Origin of the sequence: Micromonospora sp. NPDC049282, assembly GCF_043197045.1 — a bacterium.
In the GTDB taxonomy this organism is placed as follows: Bacteria; Actinomycetota; Actinomycetes; order Mycobacteriales; family Micromonosporaceae; genus Micromonospora.
Genome location: NZ_JBICSL010000004.1, coordinates 33,908 through 59,726, shown reverse-complemented (window position 1 = coordinate 59,726; position 25,819 = coordinate 33,908). Strand labels below are relative to the sequence as shown.

Here is a 25,819-nt window from a genome sequence, read left to right as displayed (position 1 = left end):
GTGCGGCCCTGCCCGCCGTCTACGACGACGAGTAGTATTTACTACGTCTCGTAGTACGAAGGCTGGGGGTTTCAGGTGGACGCGTTGGACGTCGCCCGCTGGCAGTTCGGTGTCACCACCGTCTACCACTTCTTGTTCGTGCCGCTGACCATCGGCCTGTCCGTGCTGGTCGCCATCCTGCAGACGATGTGGCACCGCACCGGCAACGAGCGCTACCTCAAGCTCACCAAGTTCTACGGCAAGCTCTTCCTGATCAACTTCGCGATGGGGGTGGTCACCGGCATCGTGCAGGAATTCCAGTTCGGCATGAACTGGAGCGACTACTCCCGCTTCGTCGGCGACATCTTCGGCGCGCCGCTGGCCATCGAGGCGCTCGTCGCGTTCTTCCTGGAGTCCACGTTCATCGGCCTGTGGATCTTCGGCTGGGACCGGCTGCCCAAGCGGCTGCACCTCGCCGCGATCTGGGCCGCCGCCATCGGCACCAACCTGTCAGCCTACTTCATCCTCGCCGCGAACTCGTTCATGCAGAACCCGGTCGGCTTCCGGATCAACCCCGACAGCGGCCGCGCCGAGCTGACCGACTTCGTCGCCGTGCTCACCAACAAGGTCGCCCTGATCACCTTCCCGCACACCCTCGCCGGGTCGTTCCTGGTCGCCGGGTCCCTCGTGGTCACCGTCGGGCTGTGGCACGTGATGCGCAACCCCGGCAGCGCCGACACCGGCGCCTACCGCTTCGCCACGAAGTTCGGCTCCTGGGTGGTGCTGGTCTCCTCGGCGCTGGTCGTGCTCACCGGCGACATCCAAGGCAAGATCATGACCGAGGTGCAGCCGATGAAGATGGCCGCCGCCGAGGGCCTCTACACCACCGAGAGCCCCGCCTCGTTCTCCGTGCTCACCGTCGGCAGCCTCGACGGCAGCCGCGAGCTGTTCGCCGTCAAGATCCCGTACCTGCTGTCGTTCCTCGGCACCGGCGACCCCAACGGCACCGTGCAGGGCATCAACGACCTGCAGGCCCAGTACGCCAGCCAGTACGGCCCCGGCAACTACGCCCCGATCATCCCGGTCACCTACTGGAGCTTCCGCTTCATGATCGGCTTCGGGTTGGCCGCCGCCGCCATCGCGCTGCTGGTGCTCTTCAGCCAGCGCAAGGGCCGCACCCCCACCAGCCGGTGGCTGCTGCGCGCCGGCCTGGTCATGCCGGTGCTGCCGCTGCTGGCCAACTCCTTCGGCTGGATCTTCACCGAGATGGGCCGCCAGCCCTGGATCGTCTTCGGCGAGATGCTCACCCGCGACGGCGTGTCCCGCAGCGTCTCCCTGACCGAGGTGCTCACCTCCTTCACCGCCTTCACCCTCATCTACGCCACCCTCGCGGTGATCGAGTTCAAGCTGCTGGTCCGCTACGCCCGCGCCGGCGTACCGGACGTCACCGAACAACCCGCCGACGACGACACCGACGACGCCGAGCGCCCGCTCGCGTTCGCCTACTGACCCGGAGAGCCCACCGTGGAACTGACGACCGTCTGGTTTCTGCTCGTCGCCGTGCTCTTCACCGGCTACTTCATCCTCGAGGGCTTCGACTTCGGCGTCGGGATGCTGCTGCCCGTGCTCGGCCGCGACGACCGGCAACGCCGCGTCCTGATCAACACCATCGGCCCGGTCTGGGACGGCAACGAGGTGTGGCTGATCACCGCAGGCGGCGCCATGTTCGCCGCCTTCCCCGAGTGGTACGCCACCCTGTTCTCCGGCTTCTACCTGCCGCTGCTGCTCATCCTGCTGGCCCTGATCGCCCGCGGGGTGGCCTTCGAATACCGGCACAAGCGCACCGAGGCGTCCTGGAAACGCCGTTGGGACCAGGCCATCTTCTGGGGCTCGGCGCTGCCGGCCGTGCTGTGGGGCGTGGCGTTCGCCAACATCTTCCGCGGCGTGCCGCTGGACGCCGACCACGAGTACGTCGGCGGCCTGCTCGACCTGCTGCACCCGTACGCGCTGCTCGGCGGCCTGACCACGCTGGGGCTGTTCCTCACCCACGGCGCGGTGTTCCTCGCGCTCAAGACCACCGGCGACATCCGTGAGCGCGCCGGCGCCCTCGCGGTCAAGCTCGGCGCCGGCACCGCCGTGGCCGCGGTGGCGTTCCTCGGCTGGTCACTGACCATCCGCTCCAGCGCCGCCGCCGTCGTGCTCGCCGTCGGCGCCGCGCTCGCCCTGCTCGGCGGGCTCGCCGCGGCGAGGGTACGCCGGGAGGGCTGGGCGTTCGCCGGCACCGCGGCGGCCATCGCCCTGGCCGTGGCGACCCTGTTCGCCGCGCTGTTCCCGAACGTCATGCCGTCCACCCTCGACGCGGCCGGCACGCTGACCGCCACCAACGCCGCGTCCACCCCGTACACCCTGAAGATCATGACCTGGGTGGCGGTGGTGTTCACCCCGATCGTGCTCGCCTACCAAGGCTGGACCTACTGGGTGTTCCGCCGCCGAATCGGGGTACAGAACATCCCGCAACACTGATGGACCTGTGGGCGCAGGGGTACGCGGGGCAGGTGCGAGGGGGTCGCACCTGCCCCGCGGGGCGTCCGGCGCAGCTCAGCGCGCCTCGCGCAGCTCCGCCAGCCGCGCCTCGATCTCGGCCAGCTCGGCGCGCAGCTTCTCCGCCTGCTGCTCCGCCTCGGCCCGCTCGGCGGCCAGGATCTGCTCCACCGCCTCCTGCACCCCGGGCACGTCCACCAGCGCCACCATCCGCAGCGCCTCGGCCGGCTTCACCACGTACGGTCGGGCCAGCGCCTTCGTGCCCTGCTGCGCGGCGACCGTCCACTCACCCTCGGCGTAGGCGAGCGTCACCGTCAGCCCGGCCGGGCTCTTCGGCTTCGCCGCCTTCACCGCCCGCTTCGCCGGCTTCGGCTCCGCCTGCTGCTCCACCCTCGGCTCCTCCCGGCGCGGCGCCGGCACCCGCGGCGTGTCCAGCACGAACTCCGGCTCCGCGAGCGCCGGCGCGCCCGCCGGCTCCGGCTCCGGCTTCGCCTCGGCGGCGGGCCGGCGACCGGCCCCCTTCGGCGCGATCGCCACGTCGGCGGGGGAGAACGGCAACTCGTCGCGGCCGAAGCGCACCACCACGAACTCCTCCGACGCCGCCGGGTCGGTCAGCTCCACCACCTGCCCGAGCTGCCCGGCCACCTGCCCGGCCGCCTCGGTGAACACCACCCGCGGCTTCCGGCCCGCCGCCAACGACTCACGGATCTGCTGTACCTCGTCAGTGGACAACCCCTGGACCGCCATCACGCCCTCTTCCGTACACCTGTTTGATTGCAGCCTTGATACCAGGCCGGGACGACAGCGCGGCGGTCAACCCCCGAGCGCGCGCAACGCCGCGTCGGCGTGCTCGTTCATGCTCAGCTCGCTGTGCACCACGGCCAGCACCCGTCGGTCCGCCCCGATCACGAACGTCATCCGCCGGGTGCTCAACGCGCCCAGCGGCAGCCGCCGCCGCACCCCGAACGCATCCGCCACCGTGCCCTCGACGTCCGACAGCAGCGGATAGTCGAAGCCGTGCCGGCGGGCGAACTCCGCCTGCCGGTCCACCGGGTCCCGGCTGATCCCCACCCGGGTCGCGCCCAGCGCCGCGAACTCCGCCGCCAGGTCCCGGAAGTGGCAGCTCTCCGCCGTGCAACCCCGGGTCATCGCCGCCGGGTAGAAGAACAGCACCACCGGGCCGGTGGCCAGGAACTCCGACAGCCGCCGTGGCGTACCCGTCTGGTCCGGCAGCGTGAAATCCTCGACCAGGTCACCGACACCCAACGCGTTACTCATGGCACGAGAATAGGTAGACATCGCCGATCCGGCTCCGACGTACCCGGTGAGCGACGGAAGCGCCGCCGCCCGAGACGAGGGAACGACCGTGAAGTACGTCATCATGATCCACTCCAACCCCGAACCGTGGGGACACCCGACCTCCGACTACCTGGCCGCCCACCAGGACCTGCCCGACGAGGTACGCCACCGGCTCAACGCCGACTTCGAGCAGGTGATGACCGAGCTGCACGCCAACGGCGAACTGATCGGCGGCGAAGCACTCGGCGCCCCCTCCACCGCCCGGCTGTACCGGTGGCACGACGGCACGCCGCTGGCCAGCGACGGCCCCTACTCCGAGGCCAAGGAACACCTCGCCGGTTTCTTCCTCGTCGACGTCGAGGACCAGGCCCGCGCCGAGGCCGTCGCGGCGAGGTTCGCCGGCCCGGGGGAGACGGTCGAGCTGCGGCCCCTGATGTGGCCGGGCGGCGACGATCAGTAACGACGTGCCCCCGAACCTCGCGGACGTGTGGCGCCGGGAGGCGCCGCACGTCCGCGGCGCGCTGCTGCGCCGCTACGGCCACCTCGACGCCTGCGAGGACGCCGTGCAGGAGGCGGCCGAGGCGGCCGTGGCCCGCTGGCCCCTCACCGGTGTCCCCGACGACCCACGGGCGTGGCTCATCCGGGTCGCCTCACGACGCCTGATCGACCGGATGCGCGCCGACACGGCCCGCACCCGACGCGAGACCCTCGACGCGGCACGGCGACCGGACGCCGACGTCGTGCCCGCCGCCGACGACGCACCCGCGACCCCCGCCGACGACCCGCTCCGGCTGCTGTTTCTCTGCTGCCACCCGGCCCTGAGCAGGCCGTCCCAGGTGGCGCTGACCCTGCGCGCCGTGGCCGGGCTGCGCGTGGAACAGATCGCCGCCGCCTTCCTGGTCCCGGCCCGGACCATGACGCAGCGCCTCAACCGCGCCCGCGGCACCCTGCGCCAGGCCGGCGCCCGGTTCACCATGCCACCCCCGCGGGCGCTGCCCGCCCGGGTCGCCGCCGTGCTCGACGTGTGCCACCTGGTGTTCACCGAGGGCTACACCCGGACCTCCGGCGAAACCCTGGTCGACGTGGAACTGGCCGAGGAGGCGATCCGGCTCACCCGCCAGGTCCACGCCGCGCTGCCCGACCACCACGAGGTGACCGGCGCCCTCGCGCTGATGCTGCTCACCCACGCCCGGTCACCCGCCCGCACCGACGCGTCCGGTGACCTCGTGCCGCTGGCCGACCAGGACCGCACGCGCTGGCGCGGCGACCTCATCGACGAGGGCGTCACCCTGCTCGGGCAGGCCCTGCCCCGGGGCCGGGTGGGCCGCTACCAACTCCAGGCGGCCATCGCCGCCGTCCACGCCGAGGCCCCGACCTTCCAGGCCACCGACTGGCGCCAGATCAGCATCCTCTACGACATGCTCAGCCGGGTCGCCCCCACCCCGTTCGTCACCCTCAACCAGGCCGTGGCCGTGGCCATGGCGCACGGCCCGGCACTCGGCCTGGCCCTGCTCGACCCGCTGCTCACCGACCCGGCGATGCTCCACCACCACCGGCTGCACGCCGTCCGCGCCCACCTGCTGGAGCTCAACGGTGACCCGGACGCCGCCGCCGAACACTACCGCCGCGCCGCTGGACTGACCGGAAGCCTGCCCGAGCAGCGGTACCTCAACCGGCGACTCACCAGACCGTGACGCCCCTCGGGGCGCCGGCGGCGCTCACCGCCACACCGCCGCCACCTCGTCGGCCACCACCGCCGCCTGCGCGAACCCGGCCCGCGCCGACGCCGCCCGCCGCGTCGGATCCAGCACGTTACGCCCGATCGCCGCCCGCGCCGCCCGGTCCGGCGCCACCACCGCCACCCGCGCCCCCGCCGACCGCAACGCCGCCACCTGCGCCGACAGCCGCGGCATCGGCCCGACCGCGCCACTCGTCGGCGCCAGCACCACCACCTGCCGAGCACCGGCGGCCAGGTCCGCGTTCACCGGCGAGCGCACCCCGCCGTCGACGAAGCGCCGCCCGCCCACGGTCACCGGCGGCCACACCCCGGGCACCGCGCAGCTCGCCCCGACCGCGTCGACCAGCGACACCCCGCTGCCGGCGTCGAACACCACGAACTCGCCCGAGGCCGCGTCGACCGCGGTGACCAGCAGCCGCCGCGCCGGCCACGCCGCCGTGGACAGCCGCGCCGCGATCACCGCCCGCCGCGACTCCTCCGACGGGGTACGCGCCGACAATGCCAACGCGCCCACCCGCGCCCGGGCCCGGGCCGCGTCCCGCCCCCGCCCACCGGCCCACGCCCACCGCGCCAGCACCCCCAGGCCGAGCCGGGCCGGGACCTCGTCGCGCGGCGGGCGCAGCTGCGCCGCGAACAACTCCGCCGGCGGCGTCCCGGAGCACACCTGCGCCCCGACCACCGACCCGGCCGACGTGCCCACCACCAGGTCCGCCTCACCCAACGCCACTCCCCGCCCGGCGAGCCCGGCCAGCAGCCCCAACTCCCAGGCCACCCCGGTCACCCCACCGCCGCCCAGCACCAGCGCCCGCCCCATGTGACCGTCCTCTCATCCCCGGTGGTCCCGCCCACGGTAACGTCGCCCCCATCAACGGGGCAGGGGAGAACGCATTGACCTGGATCACCATCGTCACCGGGGGTGGGCGGGGCATCGGCGCGGCCACCGCCCGCCGACTCGCCGCCGACGGACACGACCTGGTCATCGGCTACCGCGCCGACCACGACGCCGCCGCGTCCGTCGCCGCCGACGTGCGCGCCGCCGGCCGCCGCGCCGTCACCGTCGCCGCCGACACCGGCGACCCCGAGCAGGTCCGCCGGCTCTTCGCCGCCGCCGAGCAACTCGGCCCACTCACCGGCCTGGTCAACAACGCCGGCGTCACCAGCCCGATCGGCCCCTTCACCGACCTGCGCGCCGAGGACCTGCGCGAGGTCGTCGACGTCAACCTCGTCGGCTACGTCCTGTGCGCCCAGCAGGCCGCCGCCCGGATGACCGCCGGCGGCGCGATCGTCAACGTCTCCTCCGCCGCGGCGACCCTCGGCAGCCCCGGCGAATACATCCACTACGCCGCCGTCAAGGCCGCCACCGACACCCTCACCGTCGGCCTGGCCAAGGAACTCGCGCCGCGCGGCATCCGGGTCAACGCGGTCGCCCCGGGCATCATCCGCACCGACATCCACGCCCGCTCCGGCGCGCCGGACCGCCCCGACACCGCCGCCGGCCGCATCCCGCTGGGCCGCGCCGGCGAGCCCGACGAGGTCGCCGGCGCGATCGCGCACCTGCTCGGCCCCGACGCCTCCTACACCACGGGCGCGGTCCTGCGCGTGGCCGGCGGCCTGTAGAGAAGCGGCGGGGGGGGGGGGGGGGGGGCCCCCCCCCCCCCCCCCCCCCCCCCCCCCCCCCCCGGCCCGTTATCCGAGCGTGAACCGGAAGAACCGGGGGCGGTAGATCCCCGGGTCCCGGTAGTGGTCCCCTTCGGGACTCACCCTCGTGTCCATGCTGTTCACGTTGTACGAGGCGACGAACGTGTTACCCGAACTCAGCGACGCGTGGACGTGCGCGTTGTAGGAGATGATGTTGGGGTTCCAGTAGCTGCCGTACGGGCCCGGTTCGGGCATCCGGTAGACCTCGGTGCGGTGGTTGAACGGCCCGAACGGCGAGCACGACGTGTACGCCATGATCCGGCCGCTGAACGCCTCCGTGCTGTCCTGGCTGAGCAGCAGGTACTGGCCGTTCCACGGGGTCACGCTGTACTCGTTCGCGATGCCGGTGAGCATGTTGCGCGCGTTCTGCTCCCGGAACGTCCAGCCCCACGGGGTGTAGTACTGCCAGGTGCCGGAGGCGAGGTCGCTGCCCTGCACGCGGGCGATCCGCATCTGCTTGTGCGTCGGCGAGTCGTCGACGCCGTAGATGTAGGTGTAGCCGTCACCGCTGCGGCTCGCCGGCAGCAGCGCCGAGCCCCACGCCACCCCGCTGGCCGAGGGCAGCTCGCGGACCCGGACCGGGGCATGCAGGTTGCTCAGGTCGAAGTCCGCCACGACGTTGCGGTTGAACCGGAAGTCCCACCCGCCGGGACCGAACCTCAGGTACTCCTGGAACACCACCTGGAGTTGGCCACCGGAGAGGTGTCCGTCGCCGATCCAGTACCAGGTGGAGGTGGACGTCGGGCCCATGATGGGGCGGGGCGCCCCGGCCGTTCCGCCGTGGTACGTGGTGAGGCTGCTGCCGTTCTGCACCACGAACGTGTTGTTCACCAGCGGCGCGCTCGTCGGCCGGGTGCCGTTGGAGTTCAGCGGACCGATCCAGGTGTCGGAGAACAGCCAGATGATGCGGCCGTCCGGCAACTTCACCGAGTAGGTGGAGTCGCCGCCGGTCCAGCCGTCGCGGGTGGTGGCCGCGTACGAGTTGAACGTCGACTCGGGGGCGACGTTCAGGTCGAGGCTGGTGACCCTGGGGGCGCGCAGCGTGCAGCTCCGCTCCTTCAGCGGCAGTGTGGTCTCCATGTAGGTGTCGAACGTCTTGGGGGAGTTGTCCGCGTCCTGCGAGTGGATGTCCAACTCGGTCCAGGTGGTCACCAGCGTGGCCACCATCGGGTAGGCGAAGTTCGACACGGTGATGAGCCCACCGGCGTCGGGGTACTTCACGGTCTCGATGGTCGGGTACTCGGCGAGGTTGCCGGGGCTGCCCTTGGGCGACCACACGATGATCGCGGAGCTACGGTTCGGGTCCTTGGTGGTGTCCACCATCAGCGTCGAACAGTAGCCGCAGTCCGGGTCGCCGGACTGCGCCTTGGCCCAGAAGTCGTGGTAGACCGCACCGCCCTTGCGCAGGATGTCGTGGTACTCGGTGTGCGTACCGGCCGGGACGGTGTGCTTCTTGCGTGCCGGCCGGGCGTCACCCAGCCCGTCGTCGGTGGTCTCGCCGTAGCTGTACAGGTAGGTCCGCCACACGTTGTGGGCGTCCGAGTCCTGGTAGCCGTAGCGGCCCCAGACGTCCGGTGGCGGGGCGGCGTTCGCCTTCGTCAGCCGGTAGTTGGCGATGTGGTAGTCCAGCAGCATGTACTTGAAGTTCATGCTGTAGCCCTCGACGGTGTTGCGGATCGCCTCGATCGGCAGGTGGTCGTGGTTTCGGACGCTCTCCCACGTGCGTCGCACGAAGGCGCCGTCGGTCCGTTCGGTCAGGTACGCGGGCAGCAGGAACGCCCCGTACTGGGAGCCTCCACCGAGCCCGCCCCACGAATTCAGCGCCTGGCCGGGCTTGCGCAGCACCTGGGAGACGTTGCGGGCGTAGGCCTCGTGCTGCCTGTCGTTCGGGTCGTCGATCGGATGGAGCCCGGTCCGGACGTAGGTCTGGTGGGCCGCCCACTCGGCGGTGCTCTCCATCCACCAGTTCATTGAGCCGAACTCTTTGCCGCCCACCAAGGCCCACAGGGCGTCCAAGCCCACGCTGGACTTGTCCCAGTACTGGTACTGCATGATGTGGAACAGCTCGTGCCGCGGCATGTAGTCCCACCTGGTCTCGCTGGTCGGCACCAGGATCGTCGGCTGCTCGTTCAGGCCGAACGGCAGCACGAACGGGGCCGTGTTCGGCTGCCCGAGAATGCTGTTTACGCCGTACACGAGCACGTACGGCTTGTCTGGGCGGACGGGCAGCGGATACCCCATGGCCCGGTACTCGCTGGCGGCGATGTGCAACGCGTTCAGCATGTACTGAACGGCCTTGGCCCGTCCGTTCGGGTTGTAATCCGCTGGGACGCCGGGCTGGCCGCCACCGGCGATGTTGTACAGGATGAGGAACTCGTCGGAGCCGGCCCGGCACTGGTAGATGACGCCGTTGTACAGGAGGTCGTCGGCCGCGCAGTCGCCGGCCGCCGCGGCGGCCGGTGCGGCGACCGTCGAAGTGAGGGCGCGGGAGGCGGCCGGCGCCGCGCCGGCCGACAGCATCGACAGGTAGGTCAGGTACGTCGCCGGGTCCTCGATGGCGCCGGTGGGGCGCAGCCGCGCGGGCACCGAGGCCGGGGAGTCGACCGACATGGTGCCGTACCGCACGGTGTCGTCGAGCGACAGCTGGCCGCGGTGGTACGCGCGGACGATCTTCTCGTGCGGCCCGAAGTCCGGCCGCTCCGCCTTCGGCCGCTTGGCCTTGCGGTCCGGCGTCACGGGCTGGTACGGCTTCGGCTGCTGGGACGCGTACCGGTCGTCCTCGGGTGCGGGCGTGGTCGGTGCCGGCCGGTCACCGACCCGACGTGTGGTGTCGTCGGGTGACACGGCCTGGGCTTGGCCGCCGACCAGTACGGCGGCGGCCAGGGTGAACGCCGCCGTACTCATTGCCAGGATGGTTCTCACACTGCTCCTTGCTCTGGGGTGGGCGAGACGTGCGCGCCGGGATCACGACGCGCCGTCGGTCTCCGCAGGGGGCTGCCCTCAGGATGGGCCGAGGGAAAGTAACGTGCGCCGCTGATCGGGCATTGAAATTCCCTTGAAAGGGTTGTCGCCGGTCCGGTCACCGGCAGCGCCACACGATGGCCTGGAGCTTTCCCGTCGAATCGTCGGACTGTCCGGCGATGGTGCGCCCGTCATCGCTCAACGTGGTCGCGATGGTGGAGAGTCCGCCCGGCGGAGGATCGGCGAGGTCCGGCAGGACCACGGTGGCGGCGTCGGTGCGGAATACCGCGCGTCCCTGCCGGTCCGTGCCGACCTGCCAGCCGTGTGCGTTCGTCGCCTCGGCGCCGAAGCGCAGCTCGTCGAAGACGCGCACCTCGCCGGTCTGGATGTGCCAGCGGACCGCCCGGGTAGCGGCTGCCCGGTCGGCGCCGCCCGGGCTTCCCGACCCCAAGGTCTTCGTGTCGCGGCCGGCAACGCCGATCGCCCAGCCGTTGCGGACACTGGTGACGCTCGCGGTCGCGGCCTGGACACCGTCGATGGTCGGCATCGGCAGCTGGCGGTGGGTGCCGTCGGGGAGCCAGACGTACGGCACGGTCGGGGCGATGCCCGCCGCTGACGGTGTGCTTCGCCCGCCCACGGTCATGGTGCCCACGACCGTGCCGTCCTCGTCGATGTCGCGGGCCGTGGCTCTCGACGCGCCGGCGGGCAGCGGCAGCCGGATCGGCTCCGTGGTCGCCGACGGCCAGACCAGCGCGGCGTCGCCGGAGTCGTCGCCCACGATGGCCCCGGCGTTGTTGATCGCGTATGCCGATCCACGCCGTACGCCGGGCAGCCTCGACACCTTGCCGTCGTGGTAGACGTACGGGACCGGGCCGGTGTCCGCCTCGCCGCTACCCGTGAAGCTCCAGCCGACCGCGGTACCCGCCGAGTTGACGTCCTGCAGCGATTCCTCCAGGTCGCCGGGGAGCATCACCTTGTCGGCCCTGCCGTCGTGCCAGATGACCGCCTGGTAGCCGCCGGTCTTCGGGTACGAGCGGCCGACGAGGTACCGGCCGGTGGGTTCGGCGCCGGAGACCACCGCAGCCGGGGCGTTGTCCGGTACGGGTAGTCGGTCGAGAGTGCACCTGGTGGGCGGGGTCGCCGCCGGCACGCTCCAGCCGGGGGTGCCGGGAATGACGTACGGCGGCTGCGTCGCGTTGGCGACGGCGGTGGATGCGGTACCGGTCGCCGCGGGCTGCGTCGGCCAGTGCGCCCCTGCCGCGACCGACGCGACGGCGACGGCGAGCGCGGTCACCGCCGCGGCGCCCGTGTAGGCGATGCCGCGGCGGGCGCGGCGACGCCGACCATCGGCGATCGCGCGTTCGATGTTCACTCGGGAGGGGCTGCGCGGCCCCTCGTCGAGCGAGTTCAGTAGGTCACGTTCGCTCGGCATGTCTACTCCTCAATTCAAGGCGGGATGACGTGTGAAACCCCGCTCGTCGAGCAGGCGTCGCAGCGTCGCCAACCCACGAGAGGTCTGGCTCTTCACCGTGCCGGCCGAGCAGCCGAGAATCGTGGCCACCTCGTCGACCGGCAGGTCATAGCAGAACCGCAGCACCAGCACGGCCCGCTGCCGGCGAGGCACCCGGGCCAGCTCCGCCCGGACGATCTGGCGGTCTTCGATGCCGTGTTCCTCGACCGGATCCGGATCCGGCACCTTCTGGAACAGCCGGACCCGGGCCCAGGCCAGCCGCCGCTCGTCCAGGTGCGTCCGCACCAGCATGGTCCGGACGTACGCGTCGAGATGGTCGGCCGCCTGCGCACGCTTCCACTTCACGTACAGGGTGGTGATGGTCTGCTGGACCAGGTCATCAGCGCGGTGCTCGTCGCCAACCAGGAGATACGCCAGCCGTCGTAGCGCGGGCAGGCGCCCCGTCACGTAGTCGACGTACTCCCGCTCCGAGGCATCCCGCATCGTCGGTTCCCTCCGTTGGGTCATCCACCCTCAGACGGGCGCGGGCGACCAAGCGGTTGTCCGGGCTACGGATTTGCTGTGCGTGATTTTCTCCATCCGTCCGGACAGGCAACCTCGCGACCGTCCGAGCCCTTCTAAGGGGCATGAATCTCTCGATGGATGGTGGGTGGTTGCGCAGCCGCCGCCCACTGATGGTCGGACTACCCACCGTGGGGGTCCTGCTGGCGGCGCTCGGGATGGCCGTCGTCCCCGGCACCGCGGACGCGGACCAGGGCGGTACGCGGGGCACGGCCACCATGGCCACCCCGGCGTCGCTGCTCCCCGCCGGGCGGACGTACACGGTGACGCTGTTGACCGGGGATGTGGTGACCGTCCGGAGCACGTCGTCGGGCTGTCCCACGGTGAGCGTGCGCCCGGCCGAGCCGAGCGGCGTGATGAACCGCAGCTGCGGCCCGGACGGGCACGTGCGGGTGGTGCCGGCCCGGATCGCCCCGCTGCTCGACACGGTGCTGGACCCGGCGCTGTTCGACGTGACCACGCTGATCCTCGACGGCTACGACGACGCACGCACCAAGGAGTTGCCGCTCATCGTCCGGCCCGGCGGGCAGGCTCGCCAGGCAAAGAGCGACCCCCTCGTCACCGGCCTGACCGATCTTCGCGAGCTGCCGAGCATCGCGGCGGTCTCGGGCCGGCGCGCGAAGGCGGCGAGCACGGCGTTCGTCCGGTCGCTCACCACCCGCCCGGCGACGCTCCGCTCGTCCGACTCGTCGCCGAAGGTGTGGCTGGACCGTCGGGTACGGGCCACCCTCGCCCCCGCGACGACCCCCGCGACCGGGAGCGGAACCGGCACCGGGGACGGGCGGTGGGACCGGAACCTGCGGCAGGTCGCCGCGCCGCAGGCGTGGGACGCCGGCTACACCGGCAAGGGCACCCGTGTCGCGGTGCTGGACACCGGGATCGACGCCACCCACCCGGACCTCGCGGGACGGGTCGCGGAGAAGAAGGACTTCACGGCCGACGACGGTGACGCCGGCGACCACCACGGCCACGGCACCCATGTGGCGGCCACGATCGCGGGCACCGGTGCGGCCTCGAACGGCGCCCGACGAGGCGTGGCACCCGACGCACGCCTCGTCGTCGGCAAGGTCCTCGACGACCAGGGCGAAGGCACCGACTCACAGGTGATCGCCGGGATGGAGTGGGCGGCGAGCCGGGCCGACGTGGTGAACATGAGCCTCGGCGGTTGGGAGTCGAGCGACGGCACCGACCCGATGTCGCTCGCGCTCGACGCGTTGTCCACGCGGACCGGGGCGCTCTTCGTGGTCGCGGCCGGCAACTCCGGACCGCTCTACGGCACGGTCTCCGCACCGGGCGCCGCCAGCAGCGCGCTCACCGTGGGCGCGGTCGACGGCGACGACGTACTCGCCGACTTCTCCAGCCGGGGACCGCTGGTCGACTCCGGTGCCGCCAAGCCGGAGCTGGTCGCGCCGGGCGTGGACATCGCCGCGGCCCGGGCCGCCGGGACCACCCTGGGCCGGCCGCTCGACGCGCGGTACGTGTTCGCCTCCGGTACGTCGATGGCCGCCCCGCACGTCGCCGGCGCGGCCGCTGTCCTGGCCCAGCGCCATCCCGGATGGAGCGGTGAGCGGCTCAAGGCCGCACTGACCGGCGCGACCACCCCGGTCACCGACGGCGACCCGTACACCAGCGGCAGCGGGCGGCTCGACGTGGCCCGGCCGCTGTCCGGTGTGGTGAGCGCCGATTCGGTGGTCAACCTCGGCACCTTCGACCACCCGCAGTCCGGTACGACCGACGCGAAGCTGGCGTGGGTAAACACCGGGACCGGCCCGGCCACGGTCGACCTCGCCGTGGCGGTGACCGACCACGACGGTGTCGCGGCGCCGGCCGGCGCCGCCGCCCTCTCCGCCTCCCGGGTGACCCTCGGCGCGGCGGCGAGCGGCGGCGTAACGCTGCGCGTCGACCGCGCCGCGTTCGCGACCCGCCCCGGCCGCTACACGGCCGTGGTCACGGCCCGCGTCGGCGGCCGGGTGGCAGCGCGTACGCCGGTGACGTTCCAGGTCGAGGCGCCCAGCCACGACCTCACTGTCGAGACGACCGCGATTCCCGGTGCCCCGGACGGGGCATCGGCGTGGTCCCTGGTGACGGTGGTCAACCTCGACGACCCGGCCCGGTACGTCGGGGTGGAAAGTGCTGAAGCCGGTGACACGCTGACCTTCCGGGTACCCGCCGGCCGGTACAGCGTCATGGCGAGCTTCATGTCCTGGGCGCCCGGGGACGAGCGTGCGGTCATGGCCGGGGACCCGGATCTGACGGTCACCAGCGACACGTCGCTGCGACTCGACCTGGACAAGGCCCGCCCGCTCACCGCGAGCGTGGACGGCGTCGCCACCGAGGCCGTCTCGCTCGGCCTGACCTACATCCAGCAACCTCGGCCGGACTTCGGCTGGACCGACTTCGCCTTCGCCTGGGGCGACGCGGCCCGGGCGGGGAACGTGTCGGCGGTGCCGAGCGACGGCACCGGCATCGGGACGTTCGACGTGTACGGCGCCTTCGGCCTGGTCGCACCCGGTGACGCGCAGAGCCCCTACCTCTACGACCTGATCCACCGGTTCGACCACCGCATCCCGGACCAACCCGGGTACCGGGTCACCGCGGCCGAGCACACCACCCTGGCCCGGATCGACCAGCGCTTCCACACCCTGGACCGCCCGGGCTCGGTCACCAGCCACAAGCGGTACGGGCTCAGCCCAGAAGGTGTGTTCATCGCCGAGACCTACACCGAGTCGCTCTCCGGCGACCGCGTCGACTACGTGTCGCCCGGCGTCGACTGGATGGACGAGGCGTTCTGGGACGGGATCGTCACCCACGAGGCGACGCGCCGGTACGCGCCGGGCAGCCGGCAGGAGAAGGTGTGGGTCCGGCAACCGCTGCGCTCCGACTGGTACGACGACCCGGCGAGCTCGCCGGGCGCATGCACTCCCCGTGCACCGAGTCGCACCAGCGGCAACCTGCACATCGAGGTCGTCACGTTGACCGACCAGCACGGGCGGTTCGACTGCCTCGCCGACGGTTGGGACCTGGACATCCCGCGTACGCTCACTCTGCAGCGGGACGGGCGGACCGTGGGCCGGGTCAACGGCGCGATCGCCGACTTCGCCGTGCCCCAGCAGGCCGCCGACTACCGGCTGACCTTCGACATCGACGCCAGCGCCGTGCTGCCGATCTCCCGCCGGGTCAGCACCTCCTGGACCTTCCGGTCCACCGGGCCGACCGGTACCCGATCCGTCCCGCTGCCGCTGCTGTCGGTGGACTACGACCTGCCGCTGGACCGGGCGAACCGTCCCATCCCCGCCGGTACGGCCACCTTCGCCGTCCGCCAGGCACACGGCGTGCCGGCCCAACCCATCACCTCCTTCACGCTCGCTGTCTCCCTCGACGGGGGTGCCACCTGGCAACCTGTGCGGGTCAACCAGTCAGGCGACGGCGCGTACCAGGCCCGACTGCCGCAACCCACCGCTGGTCAGACGGTGTCGTTGCGGGTGATGGCGCGGGGCAAGGCCGGTGGCGGCATCGAGCAGACCATCCTCGACGCCTACCGGGCCGGATAACCCGGCCAGGCAGGGCGCGGTCGTCCGCGGTGCGCCACTGCCGGCGGACCGCGGACGACCTGGTGGTCTCTCCGCCGAGTGGGGATCGCTCGTGATGGTTTCAGCTCCCGGCGCAGGTGGTCGACGCCTCGGGCAAGGGCGTCCCGGCAGCCGGGGGACCGGCCGCCGGGACGCCCTCATGACGGTTCAGTTGTCGGAGAACCGCCACAGCGCGTTCGCCATAAACTGATTCCTGTTTGCGAAGTAGCCGCCACTGACAGTTTTGGTACCCGACTCGGTCCAGTCAAAGTTGCACTTGGCCCAGGTGCCGTATCCATAGGGGTTGCGACAGAACCTTTTCCAGATGTCGCCATCTCCGCCACTGACCTCCGCGACCGCCGCATGCCCGTCGGCTTGGCCGTCTCGGACGTAGATGTAGTCACCGTCGTACTTGACGCAGACCTGCGTGTAGTGCGACGCGGCGCTCGCCGTCATGCACTGGCCTTCCACCAGTCCGGCTTCGACACCGGTCCGGCAACTTGCGTAGGTGACCTCGCAGATGTTGGCGTAATTCTCGCTGGCCATGGCCGGCGATGGCGCGGCAAGGACCACGACCACTGCGGTCACGAGGGCGAGGACACCGCCGACCGTGCGCCGAAATCGCGAAAGCCCCTTCAGGACGGTGGTCATGTGCTTCAAGAGCTGCATTCTTTCTTACCTTCCCGGCAAGGTGGTCTGCCGCTGGTGTCAGCAGCCCCGGGTGAGGCTGTCCACGGTGTAGACCGTCTTGTCCCACACGAGCCAGCCCTTCGCCGAGACGCAGTTGTTGGCGGTGCCGGTGACACCGACCGGTCCGGCGTAGGAGGAGTAGATGCCCTCGTCCGGGTTGGAGAGTGCGTCGAAGTTGCAGGTGCGTCCTTCGCCTGAGCTTTGGGCGCAGCGGGCGATCTGGACGCCGGTCAGCGCTGACTTGCCGTAGGAGACGCCTCGGTGGTAGAAGCAGGCGCTGTTGGTGCCACCGTTGCTGCTGTTGTAGTAGATGATCAATTCTGCGATGGGGCTGCCGCTGCGCGAGACGGTCTTGCTGTATGTCACGGTGCCGGAGCAGGAGGTCGCAGCCTGCGCGGGTGCGGCGGTGATCAGGGCCGAGGCGGCCAGGGTGACCAGGCCGACGGCCAGTACGCCGGCACGGCGGAGGGTACGACGGATCATTCAGCACTCCCTGGGGTCAGATAATCGATCTTGACCGGCGGACCGTATCGGCGACGGGTGAAAGGGCGCTGAAATACCGCTGACGGCGATGCCCGCGGTCCTCGACGCCTACTGGGGTGGGGTTCGTAGTCGCGGGCCAGCCGGCGGTGGGCGGTGGGCACCCGACGGTCGTCGAGCGGACCATCGCCCTACCGCACTGGTTCCGCCGCCTACGCATCTGCTGGGAGATCCGCGACGACATCCACGAAGCGTTCCTCACCCTCGCCCGGGCGTCCCGCCTCCGATGTGATGTCGATCTATGAAGCGGTGACGTATCACATTCAAGTAGCTGATTGCAATTCGTGGCGTCGCGTTGTGTGGACCGGTGGGGTGGGTTAGTTGTGCGACGCCGAGAACTAAGGGGCGTATCACGTCAAGATCCTCGCTACGCTTGCCCAGCAAGCGTCCATGATGATCGATGGATGGTGCTGCTCCGGCAGCAACCGAGTGGGCGACGACGGGGCGGTTGACAACCAACGGTGCCGGTGCATACGGGGCAGCCGCGGGATCGCCTGCGGCATCGCTCGCGTCGCCCGGAAACGGTGCCCGACGAGACCGTCCGCCGCGTCGTCCCACCCGGCCGACGGACAGGTCGTGCGCCGCACCCGGCCGCCCGGTCCGGTCGCTCGTCGCTGAAGCGCTGGTCGTGCATTGTCCACCCGAAGGGGGCACAAATGGAGGCAACGGGTCGGAACCGACGGCTACGACGGCTGTGGGGCTCGGTCAGCGGACGGACCGTGCTCATGCCGATCGACCAACCGGTGACGATGGGACCGATCACCGGCCTCGACGCCATCGACACGCAGCTCACCCGGCTGCTGGCGGGCGCGCCGAACGCCATCATCGGCCACCGCGGCGTGCTGCGCCGCGTCCCGGCCGAGGCCGCCCGCGCCACGAGCGTCATCATGCACCTCTCCGCGGGCACCGCCCTGTCCGGCCGCGGTCACGTCAAGAAACTCACCGGCGACGTCGCCGAAGCCGTCCAGCTCGGCGCCGACGCCGTCTCGGTGCAGGTCACCTTCGGTGTGCCCGAGGAGACCGACATGCTGCACGACCTCGCGCAGGTGGCCGCCGGCTGCGCCCGGTGGGGCATGCCGTTGCTGGCGATGGTGTACGTGGCCGGCGTCGACCCGGCGCACGCGCCGGAGAAGATCGCCCATGGCGCACGCGCCGTGGCGGAGCTGGGCAGCGACATCGTCAAGGCACCCTACACGGGCTGCGCCGACTCGTTCGCGACCGTCGTGGCCGGCTGCTTCGCGCCCGTGGTGATGGCCGGGGGCGAGCCCTCCGACTCGTGGGAGGACGTCCTGCTCGACGTCAAGGACGCCCTGTCGGCCGGCGCCGCCGGGGTCTGCATCGGACGCAAGGTGCAGCAGCACCGCGCGCCCGACGAAGCCCTCGCGGATCTCCACGCGCTGGTGCACGCGACCAATTTCGGCTGACCCGACCAAGGAGGCACGCCCGTGTCCGACAGCGACCCGCTGATCCCCCTCTGGTGCGACCTGTCGCACCTCCGCGAGGGCCTGCACGACATGGTGGCCGCGGTCGTCCAGGCACCCGTCCGGGGCGTCATGGTGCCGCCCGACGCGGTGCCGGAGACCGCCCTGCCCGACCGGGTGGAGGTGGCGGTGCTGGCCACCGAGCCGGCCCAGCTCGACAAGCTCGATCCGTCCCGGGCGCTGACGGTCGTCGCGGCGGACGCCGCCACGCTGGCCGCGATCCCGGCCGGCGGCCGGTGGCGCCGGGGCCGCTGGATCGACGTCACCGACGCCGAGACCATGCAGGACGCGGTGGCGGCGCTGGGCCAGGTCGACGTCCTCCTGGTCAGCTTCGCCGACGAGACGAACATCCCGCTGGAGCTCATCGTGGCCGAGGCGCAGTCCCGGCGCACCACAGTCGTCAAGCGGGTGCACAACGCGGTCGACGCCATGGTCACCCGGGGCGTGCTCCAACACGGCCCGGACGCGATGCTGCTGCGCGTCGACGACCCCGCAGCGGTGGCCCGACTCTCCCGGGACCTGCTGGCGCGCCGCACCGAGCAGCTCGACCTGGTCGCCGCCGAGGTGACCGCCGTGCGCTCCATCGGCATGGGCATGCGGGGCTGCGTCGACACCACCGACCTGTTCGAGCCGGACGAGGGCATCCTGGTCGGCTCGACCTCCTCGGGTGGGCTGCTGGTCTGCGCCGAGGTGCACTACCTGCCGTACATGAACCTGCGTCCGTTCCGGGTCAATGCCGGCGCCGTGCACTCCTACGTGTGGACGCCGGCCGGCCGGACCGCCTACATCACCGACCTCAGCGCGGGGGAGCAGGTGCTCGCGGTCTCCACCGCCGGGCGCGCCCGGCCGGTGCTGGTCGGCCGGATCAAGTCCGAGATGCGCCCGCTGCGCCTGATCGAGTGCCGGCTCGGCGACGCCACCATCAACACCATCGTCCAGGACGACTGGCACGTACGGCTGTTCGACGCCGACGGCGCGGTACGCAACTGCACCTCCATCGCCGTCGGCGACCGGATGCTGGCGATGGCCGCCACGCCCGGTCGTCACGTCGGCATCCCGGTCACCGAAGCGATCAAGGAGAACTGACATGGCGGACGGCGACAGCACTCTCGACCAGCTCGTGTCGCTGCTGCTGCGGCGGCAGGGCAACCAGGTGGACTCGATCGGCGCCGACGACCGGCTGCTCGACCTGGGCGTCGACTCGATCGACATGGCGTACCTGATGTCGCACTTCGAGCGCAGCCTCGACGCGGACTTCACCGACGAGGACTTCGAGCTGAGCCGGTACGTCACCGTGGCCGACCTGGCCAAGACGATCGACGCGCGGATCCATGGCTGACGGCGCGGCGGCTCTCCGCCGCCCCCCGGTGCTCGACCCGGACCTCTCCCTCGGCTGGGACGACGGCCCGTTGGACGGCCTGAGCTGCCTGCTGCGCTGCGTCGAGTCGGCGCTGCGGGCGCGGGGACTGTCCAACCCGGAGATCGCACGCGCCCTCGCGGTGCCGTTGGACCTGCGCGGTGACCGGCGCGAGTCGTCGTCCTTCCGGCACGGGCACCTGCACTGGCGCAACGCCGTGGACGGCCGGGAGCACTGGGCCGAGTTCGTCGCGCTCGTCGAGTCCGGCACGCCCTGCGTGCTGATGCCGGACCGCTACTACTGGCCCGGGGACGAGTTCGAAGGGGTGAAGCACTTCCTCGACCACATGGTCCTCGCGGTCGCGCTCGCCGACGGGGTGATCGAGGTGCTCGACACCGACGCGCCGCCGTCGGACGGGTACCGACGCCGCATCCCGGTCACTCCCGAGCTGATGCGCGGGTGCTGCCGGTTCGCCACGGTGCACGTCACACCGGTGCCGGACGACGCCACCACCCTGCGGGCCACGCTGCTGGAGCCGACCGCGACCGCGCTCGGGGAGGACCTCCCGGCGCTGCGCACGGTCGGGCGGCGGTGGCGACGGGACGGCCTCACCGGATCCGCCGCCCGGGCCCTGCACGTGGTGGTGCTGGGCGCGGTGCAGCCGTCGCTGTTCCTGACGGCCGCGGCCGTGCGCGAGACCCACCCCGGGCTGGCCGACGAGTTGTTGACCGCCTCCCGGGCGGCACAACGGCTCGGCAAGGCGCTGATCGGCGCGCACCGGTGGGCCGGGGCGGATCCGGACGACACCGCCGTCTACGCCCCGGTGCTCGGCGCCTTCACCGCCTGCGAGTCGGCCCTGACCCGACTCCGCGACGAACTGCACCGGCAACTCGACATCCCGCCGCCACCCGCGGCCGACCCGGACCGGGACGACGACGGCGTCTGGCGGCGGGTGGTGCGCAACGAGGCGTGGTGCTACGGCGACCAGGTCGCCGCGGCCCAGAGCGAGGAGGGTGGGCGATGAGAATCGGAACGCCACTGGACCTGAGCCGATCCGCGGCACTGCGGCGGCGCGCGGTGGCGGTCGACGCCACCCTCGCCTACGAGGGCTACGTCCTGCAACGCGACCGCCTGGTGGACGGCGCGTACCCGCTGTTCGGCGAGCGGGCCGCCGGCGCCCACGTGTGGGACGTCGACGGCAACCGCTACCTCGACCTCATCCTCGCCTACGGCACGATCATCCTGGGCCACGCCGACCCGGTGGTGTCCGAGGCGGTGATGCGGGAGATCCGGGACGGCTTCGCCATCACGCTGCGCAAGCGGGTGCAGGTCGAACTCGCCGAGCTGCTCACCTCGGTGATCCCCCACGCGGAGAAGGTCTTCCTGCTCAAGACCGGATCGGACGCCACCAGCGCCGCGGTGCGCCTCAGCCGGGTGCACACCGGGCGCGACCGGGTGATCCGCTGGGGCTACAACGGCTGGCACGACTGGTGCGCCACCCGGCCGGGCGGGGTGCCCGCCGAGGCGCAGTCGGTGGTGGACACCTTCGACTACAACGACCTGGACAGCCTGCGGCGGGCGTTCGAGCGGCATCCCGGCGAGACGGCCTGCCTGCTGATGATGCCGTTCGAGGTGGAGCCGCCGGCGCCGGGATTCCTGGCCGGCGCGGCGGAGCTGGCCCGGGAACACGGTGCGCTGTTCGTGCTCGACGAGATGCGCTCCGGCTTCCGGATGGCGCCGGGCGGCGCGCAGGAGCGCTACCACGTGCGCGCCGACCTGGTGACGTTCAGCAAGGCCATGGCGAACGGCTACCCCATCGCGGCCCTGGTCGGTCGGGAGGAGGTCATGCGGGCCGTGGGCGAGGTGCACATCAGCTCCACGTTCCACGTCAACGGCGCCGAGATGGCCGCCGCGGTGGCGACCATCAACCAGCTCCGCGACGGTCGTCTCCTCACCCACGTCGAACGCCTCGGCGAGCGGCTCCAGGCGGGACTGCGGGACCAGCTCGTCGAGCACGGGGTGCCGGGACGGGTGCTCGGGGTGCCCCAGATGCCGTTCCTGCGGCTCACCCATCCCGACGAGGCGATCCGGTCCCGCGCGCACGACGCCTTCTACACCGAGACCACCCGCCGCGGCCTGCTGCTGCATCCCAACCATCACTGGTACGTCTCGGCGGCGATGACCGACGACGACGTCGACGCCGCGCTGGAGGCCACCGCGGCGGGCTTCCGGGCCGCCGACAGGGCATCCGATGAATGAGCCGAGCCGGCGGGAGGTCGTCGACCGGATCCGCCAACTGCTCGCCCGGCAACGGCCCCGGGCCGAGGTCGACGACCTCGGCGAGCGGGAGCCGCTGGTCGTGCTCGGGGTCGACTCCGTCACGTTGATCACCATCGCGGCCGAACTGGGCCAGCGCTGGGACCTGACGGTCCCGGACGAGGCCGTGCTCGACCCCGCCGCCTCGCTGGCGTCGCTGGCCGACGCGGCACTCGCACCGGCCGGGGGCGGCGACGGCCGGCTCGACGTGGTCGGCATGGGGGTGGTCGGACCCACCGGCCGTGGGGTGCCGGCGCTCTGGTCCGGCCTGCTGTCCGAACGGGCGTACCGGCTGCCCATGCCGTACGAGCCGGCCCGCGGGCACCGCCTCGGCGCGGTGCCCGGCGCGGCCACGACCGACGTGGTGGCGCCGGACCGCCTGCTGGAGCTGGTCCTCGTCGCGGCAGGGGAGTGCCTCGACGGACTCGAGCCGGACCGGCGCGCCGGCATCACCCTCGTCGTCGGGACCACCGACACCGGTGGCAACGCCCTGGGGCATGCGCTGCGGGAGCGGGGGGACCACGCGGCGGCGCTGGCCGGCTGGATCGCCGACCGGGCCGCCGAGCAGCTCGGCCTCGGCGCGGCGACCACCGTCGGGAGCGCGTCCGCCTCCGGCGCGGTCGCCCTCGGCTACGGACGGGACCTGCTCCTGGCCGGCGAGGCGCAGGAGGTGCTCGTGGTCGGCGCGGACACGGTGTCCCGGTCGGCGTTCCACGGGCTGGCTGCGCTGCGGACCCTCGGGGTGGACGGGTGCCGGCCGTTCCACGCCGAGCGGCGTGGCATCGCGCTGTCCGAGGCCGCCGCCGCCTGCCTGCTGCGCCGCCCGGCCCCGGCGACGCGCGGCACCGTCCTCGGCCGTCTCGCCGGTTACGGGGCGAGCAGTTGGACGACCCACATGGCGGCGCCCGAGTCCGCCGGGATCGAGCTGGCGGTGCGCCGGGCGTTGGCCGCCGCAGGGCTGGCGCCGTCCGACGTGTCGTTCGTCAACGCGCACGGCCCGGGCACGAAGCTCGGCGACGTCGCGGAGATGCGGGCGCTGGCGGAGGTCTTCGGGGACCGCGTGCGCACGCTGCCGATCAACAGCGTCAAGGGCCTGCTCTGGCACTGCCAGGGCGCGGCCGGAATCATCGAGTCGCTGGCCTGCCTGCTGTCGCTACGACACGGGACGCTGACCGCGACCACCGGGGCGGAACCGCTCGATCCGCAGTGGGAGGGCTACGACATCGTGACGACGCACCGTGAGATCACCGAGGCCCGGACAGCCGTCTCCGTCTCCTGCGGGCTCGGCGGTGTCAACACCGCCCTGGTGTGGGAGCGGGCATGACGGCCACGATCGCCACGGCGTGGCTGGCCGCCGGGGCCGCCGACCAGTTCGACCTCGGCGAGGCGACCGCGAACCGGCGGCGGGGCCGTGACGGCTGGCCCGCCGAGCCCGCGCTCGCGCGCGTCGTGGTCGACCGCTTCACCGACGTCGTCGGTCGGGTCGTCAAGGCCGCCGGGCTGGACGAGGCCGCCCGCCGCGACACCGAGCTGGCGGTGGGCACCCTCTACGGGATGGCGCGGGTCGGCGAGGTGATGCACGAGCAGCTCGACCTCGCCGGCCCCAGATGGCTGGCGCCGGAGATGTTCGTCTACTACTCGCCGCACTCCGTGGTGTCCGCCGCGGCGATGACGCACGGACTGGGTGGCGCGGCGACGACGCTGCTCGGACGCGACGGCGGGACCCAGGCCCTCGGCCACGCCGTCCGGCGGCTCACCACCGGTCAGGCGGACACGGTCGTGGTGGGCGGGTACGAGGCGTTGACCCCGTTCGCCGACACCGCGCTGGATCGGCTCGCGGTCCCGCATCACGCCGAGTTCGGCGAGGTGGCGGCCGTGGTGCTGGGCCGGGCGGCCGACGGCGCCGGTCGCCGGCTCTTCGTGGCCCGGGGGGTTGCCGACGGCCGGGCGGTGTACGACGTGCTGGACGCCGCCGAGGTCGCGCCGGACGCCGTCTCCGACGCGCGCCTGTGCGGTGGCACCGTCGCCGACCAGCAGGCTGCCCGGACCGACTTCGCGGCGGCCCTGCCCCGGGTCCGGACCTGGGTCGGTGGGGCTTCCTCGCCGGCGGTCGGTCCGTTGCGCGCCCTGGCCGAGGCCGCCGGACCGCCGGGCGACGAACCGCCCGGCGCGGTGCTCGTGGTGGCCGGCCGGGCCGGCGCCTGGGACGTGGTGTTGCTGCGATGAGTGACGCGACCTGGTTCGTGGACACGCTCGCCGAGGTGGCGCGCCGCCAACCCGGCCGGCCGGCGGTGGTCACCGCCGACGAGGTCCTGACCTACGCCGAGCTGGTGCGCCGGGCGGAGCGGCTCGCGTCGCGCCTGGCCGGCCGGCCGGCCGTCCGGGCGCGGTGTGCCGCCCGGGTCGCCGAGGCGGTCACCGCCGCCACGATGGCGGACGTGCCGTTGCTGGTCGGTGACCCGAGGGCCGGCGAGGCCGAGCGGGCCCGGGCGGCTGCGCTGTTCGGCGCCGACCGCGACCTGCCCCTCGACGGTGAGGCGATCCGGGCGACGGACCGTCGGGAACCGGATCTCGGGTCACCGCCGGGCCGCCCGGCCGGCCTGGGACTGTCCACCTCCGGCAGCGAGGGCTGGCCGAAGTGTGTGGAGCGGCCGTGGGCGGCGGTGACCGCCAACGCCCGCGCGTTCGCCCGGGCACTGGAGCTGGCCGAGGGCGAGGCCGTGGCCTGCACGACGCCGCCGCACCACAGCTACGCCCTCTGCGGCGGCATCGTCACGACGCTGACCGCCGGCGGCACCTACGTGGCGCTGGACCGGCAGCCCGGTCCGCGTACCGTGGCCGCGGCCCTGGACCGGCACCGGCCCGCGGTGCTGCTCTCGGTGCCGCTGCTGTACCGGTGGTTCTCCGCCGGGCTCGACACCCGGCAGCGGCCCCGGCGGTGCGTCTCCGCGGGCGCGCCGCTGCCGCCCGAGGACCGGCAGCGCTGGATTGCGACGGTCGGCTGGCCCCTGGGCGAGCACTACGGCACCTCGGAGCACGGGATGCTGACGCTCGACACCGAGTCGGTGCCCGGGTCGGTGGGGCGGCCCCTGGACGGGGTCACCCTCGGCGTCGATCCCGCCCCCGGCCCCGGTGACGTCGTCGTCCGCTGCGCCGGCCCGGCGACCCGGGTGCACACCGGCGAGCCGTCGGTAAACGCCACCGTCGCCGCGTCGGACGGCCCGACCGCCACCGGCGACATCGGCCGGCTCGACCCGGACGGCCGGCTCTACCTGCTCGGCCGCCGCGGCGGCACGCTCAACGTGGCCGGCAACAAGGTCTCCACGGTGGAGGTGGAGGAGGCGCTACGCCTGTTCCCCGCCGTCCGGGAGTGCGCGGTCGTGGGCGCGCCGGGCGCCGCGGGGGACCAGGAGGTGGTGGCGTTCGTGGAGACCGGCTCGGCGCTGGACCACCGGTCGCTCGTCTCGTTCCTGCGCGAGCGGTTGGCGCCCCACAAGGTGCCGGCCCGGATCGTGACGGTCGACCGGCTGCCCCGCAGTCCGAACGGCAAGCTGCTCCGCGCCGAACTGCTGCGGGGACTGGCCGCCGGCGCCTGGCGCTGACCGGCCGGCCCGCGCG

General features: G+C 72.5%; 22 protein-coding genes. 14 read left to right on the top strand and 8 right to left on the bottom strand.

Annotated elements, in window-relative coordinates; genetic code table 11:
• Window positions 1-75 precede the first annotated feature (75 nt).
• Both ACGFI2_RS09560 and cydB read left to right on the top strand, forming a co-directional pair.
• The gene (locus ACGFI2_RS09560; RefSeq protein ID WP_393513339.1) at window positions 76-1,488 is read left to right on the top strand and encodes a cytochrome ubiquinol oxidase subunit I; all 1,413 of its coding nucleotides are present in this window, start codon (window positions 76-78) and stop codon (window positions 1,486-1,488) included.
• 15 nt (window positions 1,489-1,503) lie between these two features.
• Window positions 1,504-2,502: a cytochrome d ubiquinol oxidase subunit II gene (gene cydB / locus ACGFI2_RS09555; protein ID WP_393513336.1), complete on the top strand. Its 999-nt coding sequence runs from the start codon at window positions 1,504-1,506 to the stop codon at window positions 2,500-2,502.
• 75 nt (window positions 2,503-2,577) lie between these two features.
• Here cydB and ACGFI2_RS09550 read toward each other — a convergent pair whose 3' ends face one another.
• Both ACGFI2_RS09550 and ACGFI2_RS09545 read right to left on the bottom strand, forming a co-directional pair.
• Window positions 2,578-3,267, bottom strand: a complete 690-nt coding sequence (locus ACGFI2_RS09550) for a hypothetical protein (protein WP_393514121.1) — start codon at window positions 3,265-3,267, stop codon at window positions 2,578-2,580.
• A 66-nt stretch (window positions 3,268-3,333) separates the two neighbouring features.
• Entirely contained in the window at window positions 3,334-3,798 is a 465-nt protein-coding gene (locus ACGFI2_RS09545; protein WP_393513333.1) for a peroxiredoxin, read from the bottom strand.
• An 88-nt stretch (window positions 3,799-3,886) separates the two neighbouring features.
• Between ACGFI2_RS09545 and ACGFI2_RS09540 the strand changes: the two genes are divergently transcribed.
• Together ACGFI2_RS09540 and ACGFI2_RS09535 are read left to right on the top strand one after the other, a co-directional pair.
• Window positions 3,887-4,279: a YciI family protein gene (locus ACGFI2_RS09540; protein ID WP_393513330.1), complete on the top strand. Its 393-nt coding sequence runs from the start codon at window positions 3,887-3,889 to the stop codon at window positions 4,277-4,279.
• 4 nt (window positions 4,280-4,283) lie between these two features.
• On the top strand, window positions 4,284-5,513 hold the full coding sequence (locus tag ACGFI2_RS09535; RefSeq protein ID WP_393513327.1) for an RNA polymerase sigma factor: 1,230 nt from the start codon (window positions 4,284-4,286) through the stop codon (window positions 5,511-5,513).
• 24 nt (window positions 5,514-5,537) lie between these two features.
• Here ACGFI2_RS09535 and ACGFI2_RS09530 read toward each other — a convergent pair whose 3' ends face one another.
• Entirely contained in the window at window positions 5,538-6,371 is an 834-nt protein-coding gene (locus ACGFI2_RS09530; protein WP_393513324.1) for a patatin-like phospholipase family protein, read from the bottom strand.
• Between the two features lie 74 nt (window positions 6,372-6,445).
• Here ACGFI2_RS09530 and ACGFI2_RS09525 point away from each other — a divergent pair, with 74 nt between their 5' ends.
• Window positions 6,446-7,174, top strand: a complete 729-nt coding sequence (locus tag ACGFI2_RS09525; protein WP_393513321.1) for an SDR family NAD(P)-dependent oxidoreductase — start codon at window positions 6,446-6,448, stop codon at window positions 7,172-7,174.
• Window positions 7,175-7,243: 69 nt separating this feature from the next.
• Here the strand turns inward: ACGFI2_RS09525 and ACGFI2_RS09520 are convergent, their stop codons facing one another.
• From ACGFI2_RS09520 to ACGFI2_RS09510, 3 genes are all read right to left on the bottom strand, one after another.
• A complete protein-coding gene (locus ACGFI2_RS09520) occupies window positions 7,244-10,159 on the bottom strand; it encodes a DUF4185 domain-containing protein (RefSeq protein ID WP_393513318.1) in 2,916 nt (971 codons plus the stop codon).
• Window positions 10,160-10,334: 175 nt separating this feature from the next.
• Window positions 10,335-11,648, bottom strand: a complete 1,314-nt coding sequence (locus tag ACGFI2_RS09515) for a hypothetical protein (protein ID WP_393513315.1) — start codon at window positions 11,646-11,648, stop codon at window positions 10,335-10,337.
• A gap of 9 nt (window positions 11,649-11,657) precedes the next feature.
• Complete coding sequence (locus ACGFI2_RS09510; RefSeq protein ID WP_393513312.1) at window positions 11,658-12,170, bottom strand: SigE family RNA polymerase sigma factor; 513 nt, start codon at window positions 12,168-12,170, stop codon at window positions 11,658-11,660.
• A gap of 209 nt (window positions 12,171-12,379) precedes the next feature.
• Between ACGFI2_RS09510 and ACGFI2_RS09505 the strand changes: the two genes are divergently transcribed.
• A complete protein-coding gene (locus tag ACGFI2_RS09505) occupies window positions 12,380-15,799 on the top strand; it encodes a S8 family serine peptidase (protein ID WP_393513311.1) in 3,420 nt (1,139 codons plus the stop codon).
• 186 nt (window positions 15,800-15,985) lie between these two features.
• On the opposite strand, the gene ACGFI2_RS09500 is transcribed toward ACGFI2_RS09505, so the two are convergent.
• Window positions 15,986-16,486 carry a hypothetical protein gene (locus ACGFI2_RS09500; RefSeq protein ID WP_393513309.1) on the bottom strand — a complete coding sequence of 167 codons (501 nt, stop codon included), beginning with the start codon at window positions 16,484-16,486 and terminating at the stop codon, window positions 15,986-15,988.
• Between the two features lie 39 nt (window positions 16,487-16,525).
• The gene (locus ACGFI2_RS09495) at window positions 16,526-16,990 is read right to left on the bottom strand and encodes a hypothetical protein (protein ID WP_393513307.1); all 465 of its coding nucleotides are present in this window, start codon (window positions 16,988-16,990) and stop codon (window positions 16,526-16,528) included.
• Window positions 16,991-17,703: 713 nt separating this feature from the next.
• Here ACGFI2_RS09495 and ACGFI2_RS09490 point away from each other — a divergent pair.
• From ACGFI2_RS09490 to ACGFI2_RS09455, 8 genes are read left to right on the top strand one after another with little or no spacing between them, the layout of a single operon-like run.
• A complete protein-coding gene (locus ACGFI2_RS09490; protein ID WP_393514118.1) occupies window positions 17,704-18,471 on the top strand; it encodes a class I fructose-bisphosphate aldolase in 768 nt (255 codons plus the stop codon).
• Between the two features lie 21 nt (window positions 18,472-18,492).
• The gene (locus tag ACGFI2_RS09485; protein ID WP_393513305.1) at window positions 18,493-19,614 is read left to right on the top strand and encodes a 3-dehydroquinate synthase II; all 1,122 of its coding nucleotides are present in this window, start codon (window positions 18,493-18,495) and stop codon (window positions 19,612-19,614) included.
• Window position 19,615: 1 nt separating this feature from the next.
• Window positions 19,616-19,867, top strand: a complete 252-nt coding sequence (locus tag ACGFI2_RS09480) for an acyl carrier protein (RefSeq protein ID WP_393513303.1) — start codon at window positions 19,616-19,618, stop codon at window positions 19,865-19,867.
• Complete coding sequence (locus ACGFI2_RS09475; RefSeq protein WP_393513301.1) at window positions 19,860-20,909, top strand: hypothetical protein; 1,050 nt, start codon at window positions 19,860-19,862, stop codon at window positions 20,907-20,909. The genes ACGFI2_RS09480 and ACGFI2_RS09475 overlap by 8 nt, the downstream gene beginning before the upstream one ends.
• On the top strand, window positions 20,906-22,144 hold the full coding sequence (locus tag ACGFI2_RS09470) for an aspartate aminotransferase family protein (RefSeq protein WP_393513299.1): 1,239 nt from the start codon (window positions 20,906-20,908) through the stop codon (window positions 22,142-22,144). The genes ACGFI2_RS09475 and ACGFI2_RS09470 overlap by 4 nt, the downstream gene beginning before the upstream one ends.
• On the top strand, window positions 22,137-23,525 hold the full coding sequence (locus tag ACGFI2_RS09465; protein ID WP_393513296.1) for a beta-ketoacyl synthase N-terminal-like domain-containing protein: 1,389 nt from the start codon (window positions 22,137-22,139) through the stop codon (window positions 23,523-23,525). Before ACGFI2_RS09470 ends, ACGFI2_RS09465 begins: the two co-directional genes overlap by 8 nt.
• Window positions 23,522-24,427 (top strand): beta-ketoacyl synthase N-terminal-like domain-containing protein, encoded by a 906-nt coding sequence (locus ACGFI2_RS09460; RefSeq protein ID WP_393513293.1) that lies wholly within the window; start codon window positions 23,522-23,524, stop codon window positions 24,425-24,427. Before ACGFI2_RS09465 ends, ACGFI2_RS09460 begins: the two co-directional genes overlap by 4 nt.
• Window positions 24,424-25,803, top strand: a complete 1,380-nt coding sequence (locus tag ACGFI2_RS09455; protein WP_393513290.1) for a class I adenylate-forming enzyme family protein — start codon at window positions 24,424-24,426, stop codon at window positions 25,801-25,803. Before ACGFI2_RS09460 ends, ACGFI2_RS09455 begins: the two co-directional genes overlap by 4 nt.
• The last annotated feature ends 16 nt before the right edge of the window (window positions 25,804-25,819 follow it).

Bases quoted from the DNA above. Each gene is read 5' to 3' on its own strand.
- ACGFI2_RS09495 (WP_393513307.1), bottom strand. From the start codon at position 16,990: ATGATCCGTCGTACCCTCCGCCGTGCCGGCGTACTGGCCGTCGGCCTG.
- ACGFI2_RS09515 (WP_393513315.1), bottom strand. From the start codon at position 11,648: ATGCCGAGCGAACGTGACCTACTGAACTCGCTCGACGAGGGGCCGCGC.
- ACGFI2_RS09550 (WP_393514121.1), bottom strand. From the start codon at position 3,267: ATGGCGGTCCAGGGGTTGTCCACTGACGAGGTACAGCAGATCCGTGAG.
- ACGFI2_RS09520 (WP_393513318.1), bottom strand. From the start codon at position 10,159: ATGAGTACGGCGGCGTTCACCCTGGCCGCCGCCGTACTGGTCGGCGGC.
- ACGFI2_RS09465 (WP_393513296.1), top strand. From the start codon at position 22,137: ATGAATGAGCCGAGCCGGCGGGAGGTCGTCGACCGGATCCGCCAACTG.
- ACGFI2_RS09490 (WP_393514118.1), top strand. From the start codon at position 17,704: ATGGAGGCAACGGGTCGGAACCGACGGCTACGACGGCTGTGGGGCTCG.
- ACGFI2_RS09510 (WP_393513312.1), bottom strand. From the start codon at position 12,170: ATGCGGGATGCCTCGGAGCGGGAGTACGTCGACTACGTGACGGGGCGC.
- ACGFI2_RS09460 (WP_393513293.1), top strand. From the start codon at position 23,522: ATGACGGCCACGATCGCCACGGCGTGGCTGGCCGCCGGGGCCGCCGAC.
- ACGFI2_RS09530 (WP_393513324.1), bottom strand. From the start codon at position 6,371: ATGGGGCGGGCGCTGGTGCTGGGCGGCGGTGGGGTGACCGGGGTGGCC.
- ACGFI2_RS09475 (WP_393513301.1), top strand. From the start codon at position 19,860: ATGGCTGACGGCGCGGCGGCTCTCCGCCGCCCCCCGGTGCTCGACCCG.
- ACGFI2_RS09470 (WP_393513299.1), top strand. From the start codon at position 20,906: ATGAGAATCGGAACGCCACTGGACCTGAGCCGATCCGCGGCACTGCGG.
- ACGFI2_RS09480 (WP_393513303.1), top strand. From the start codon at position 19,616: ATGGCGGACGGCGACAGCACTCTCGACCAGCTCGTGTCGCTGCTGCTG.
- ACGFI2_RS09500 (WP_393513309.1), bottom strand. From the start codon at position 16,486: ATGCAGCTCTTGAAGCACATGACCACCGTCCTGAAGGGGCTTTCGCGA.
- ACGFI2_RS09455 (WP_393513290.1), top strand. From the start codon at position 24,424: ATGAGTGACGCGACCTGGTTCGTGGACACGCTCGCCGAGGTGGCGCGC.
- ACGFI2_RS09545 (WP_393513333.1), bottom strand. From the start codon at position 3,798: ATGAGTAACGCGTTGGGTGTCGGTGACCTGGTCGAGGATTTCACGCTG.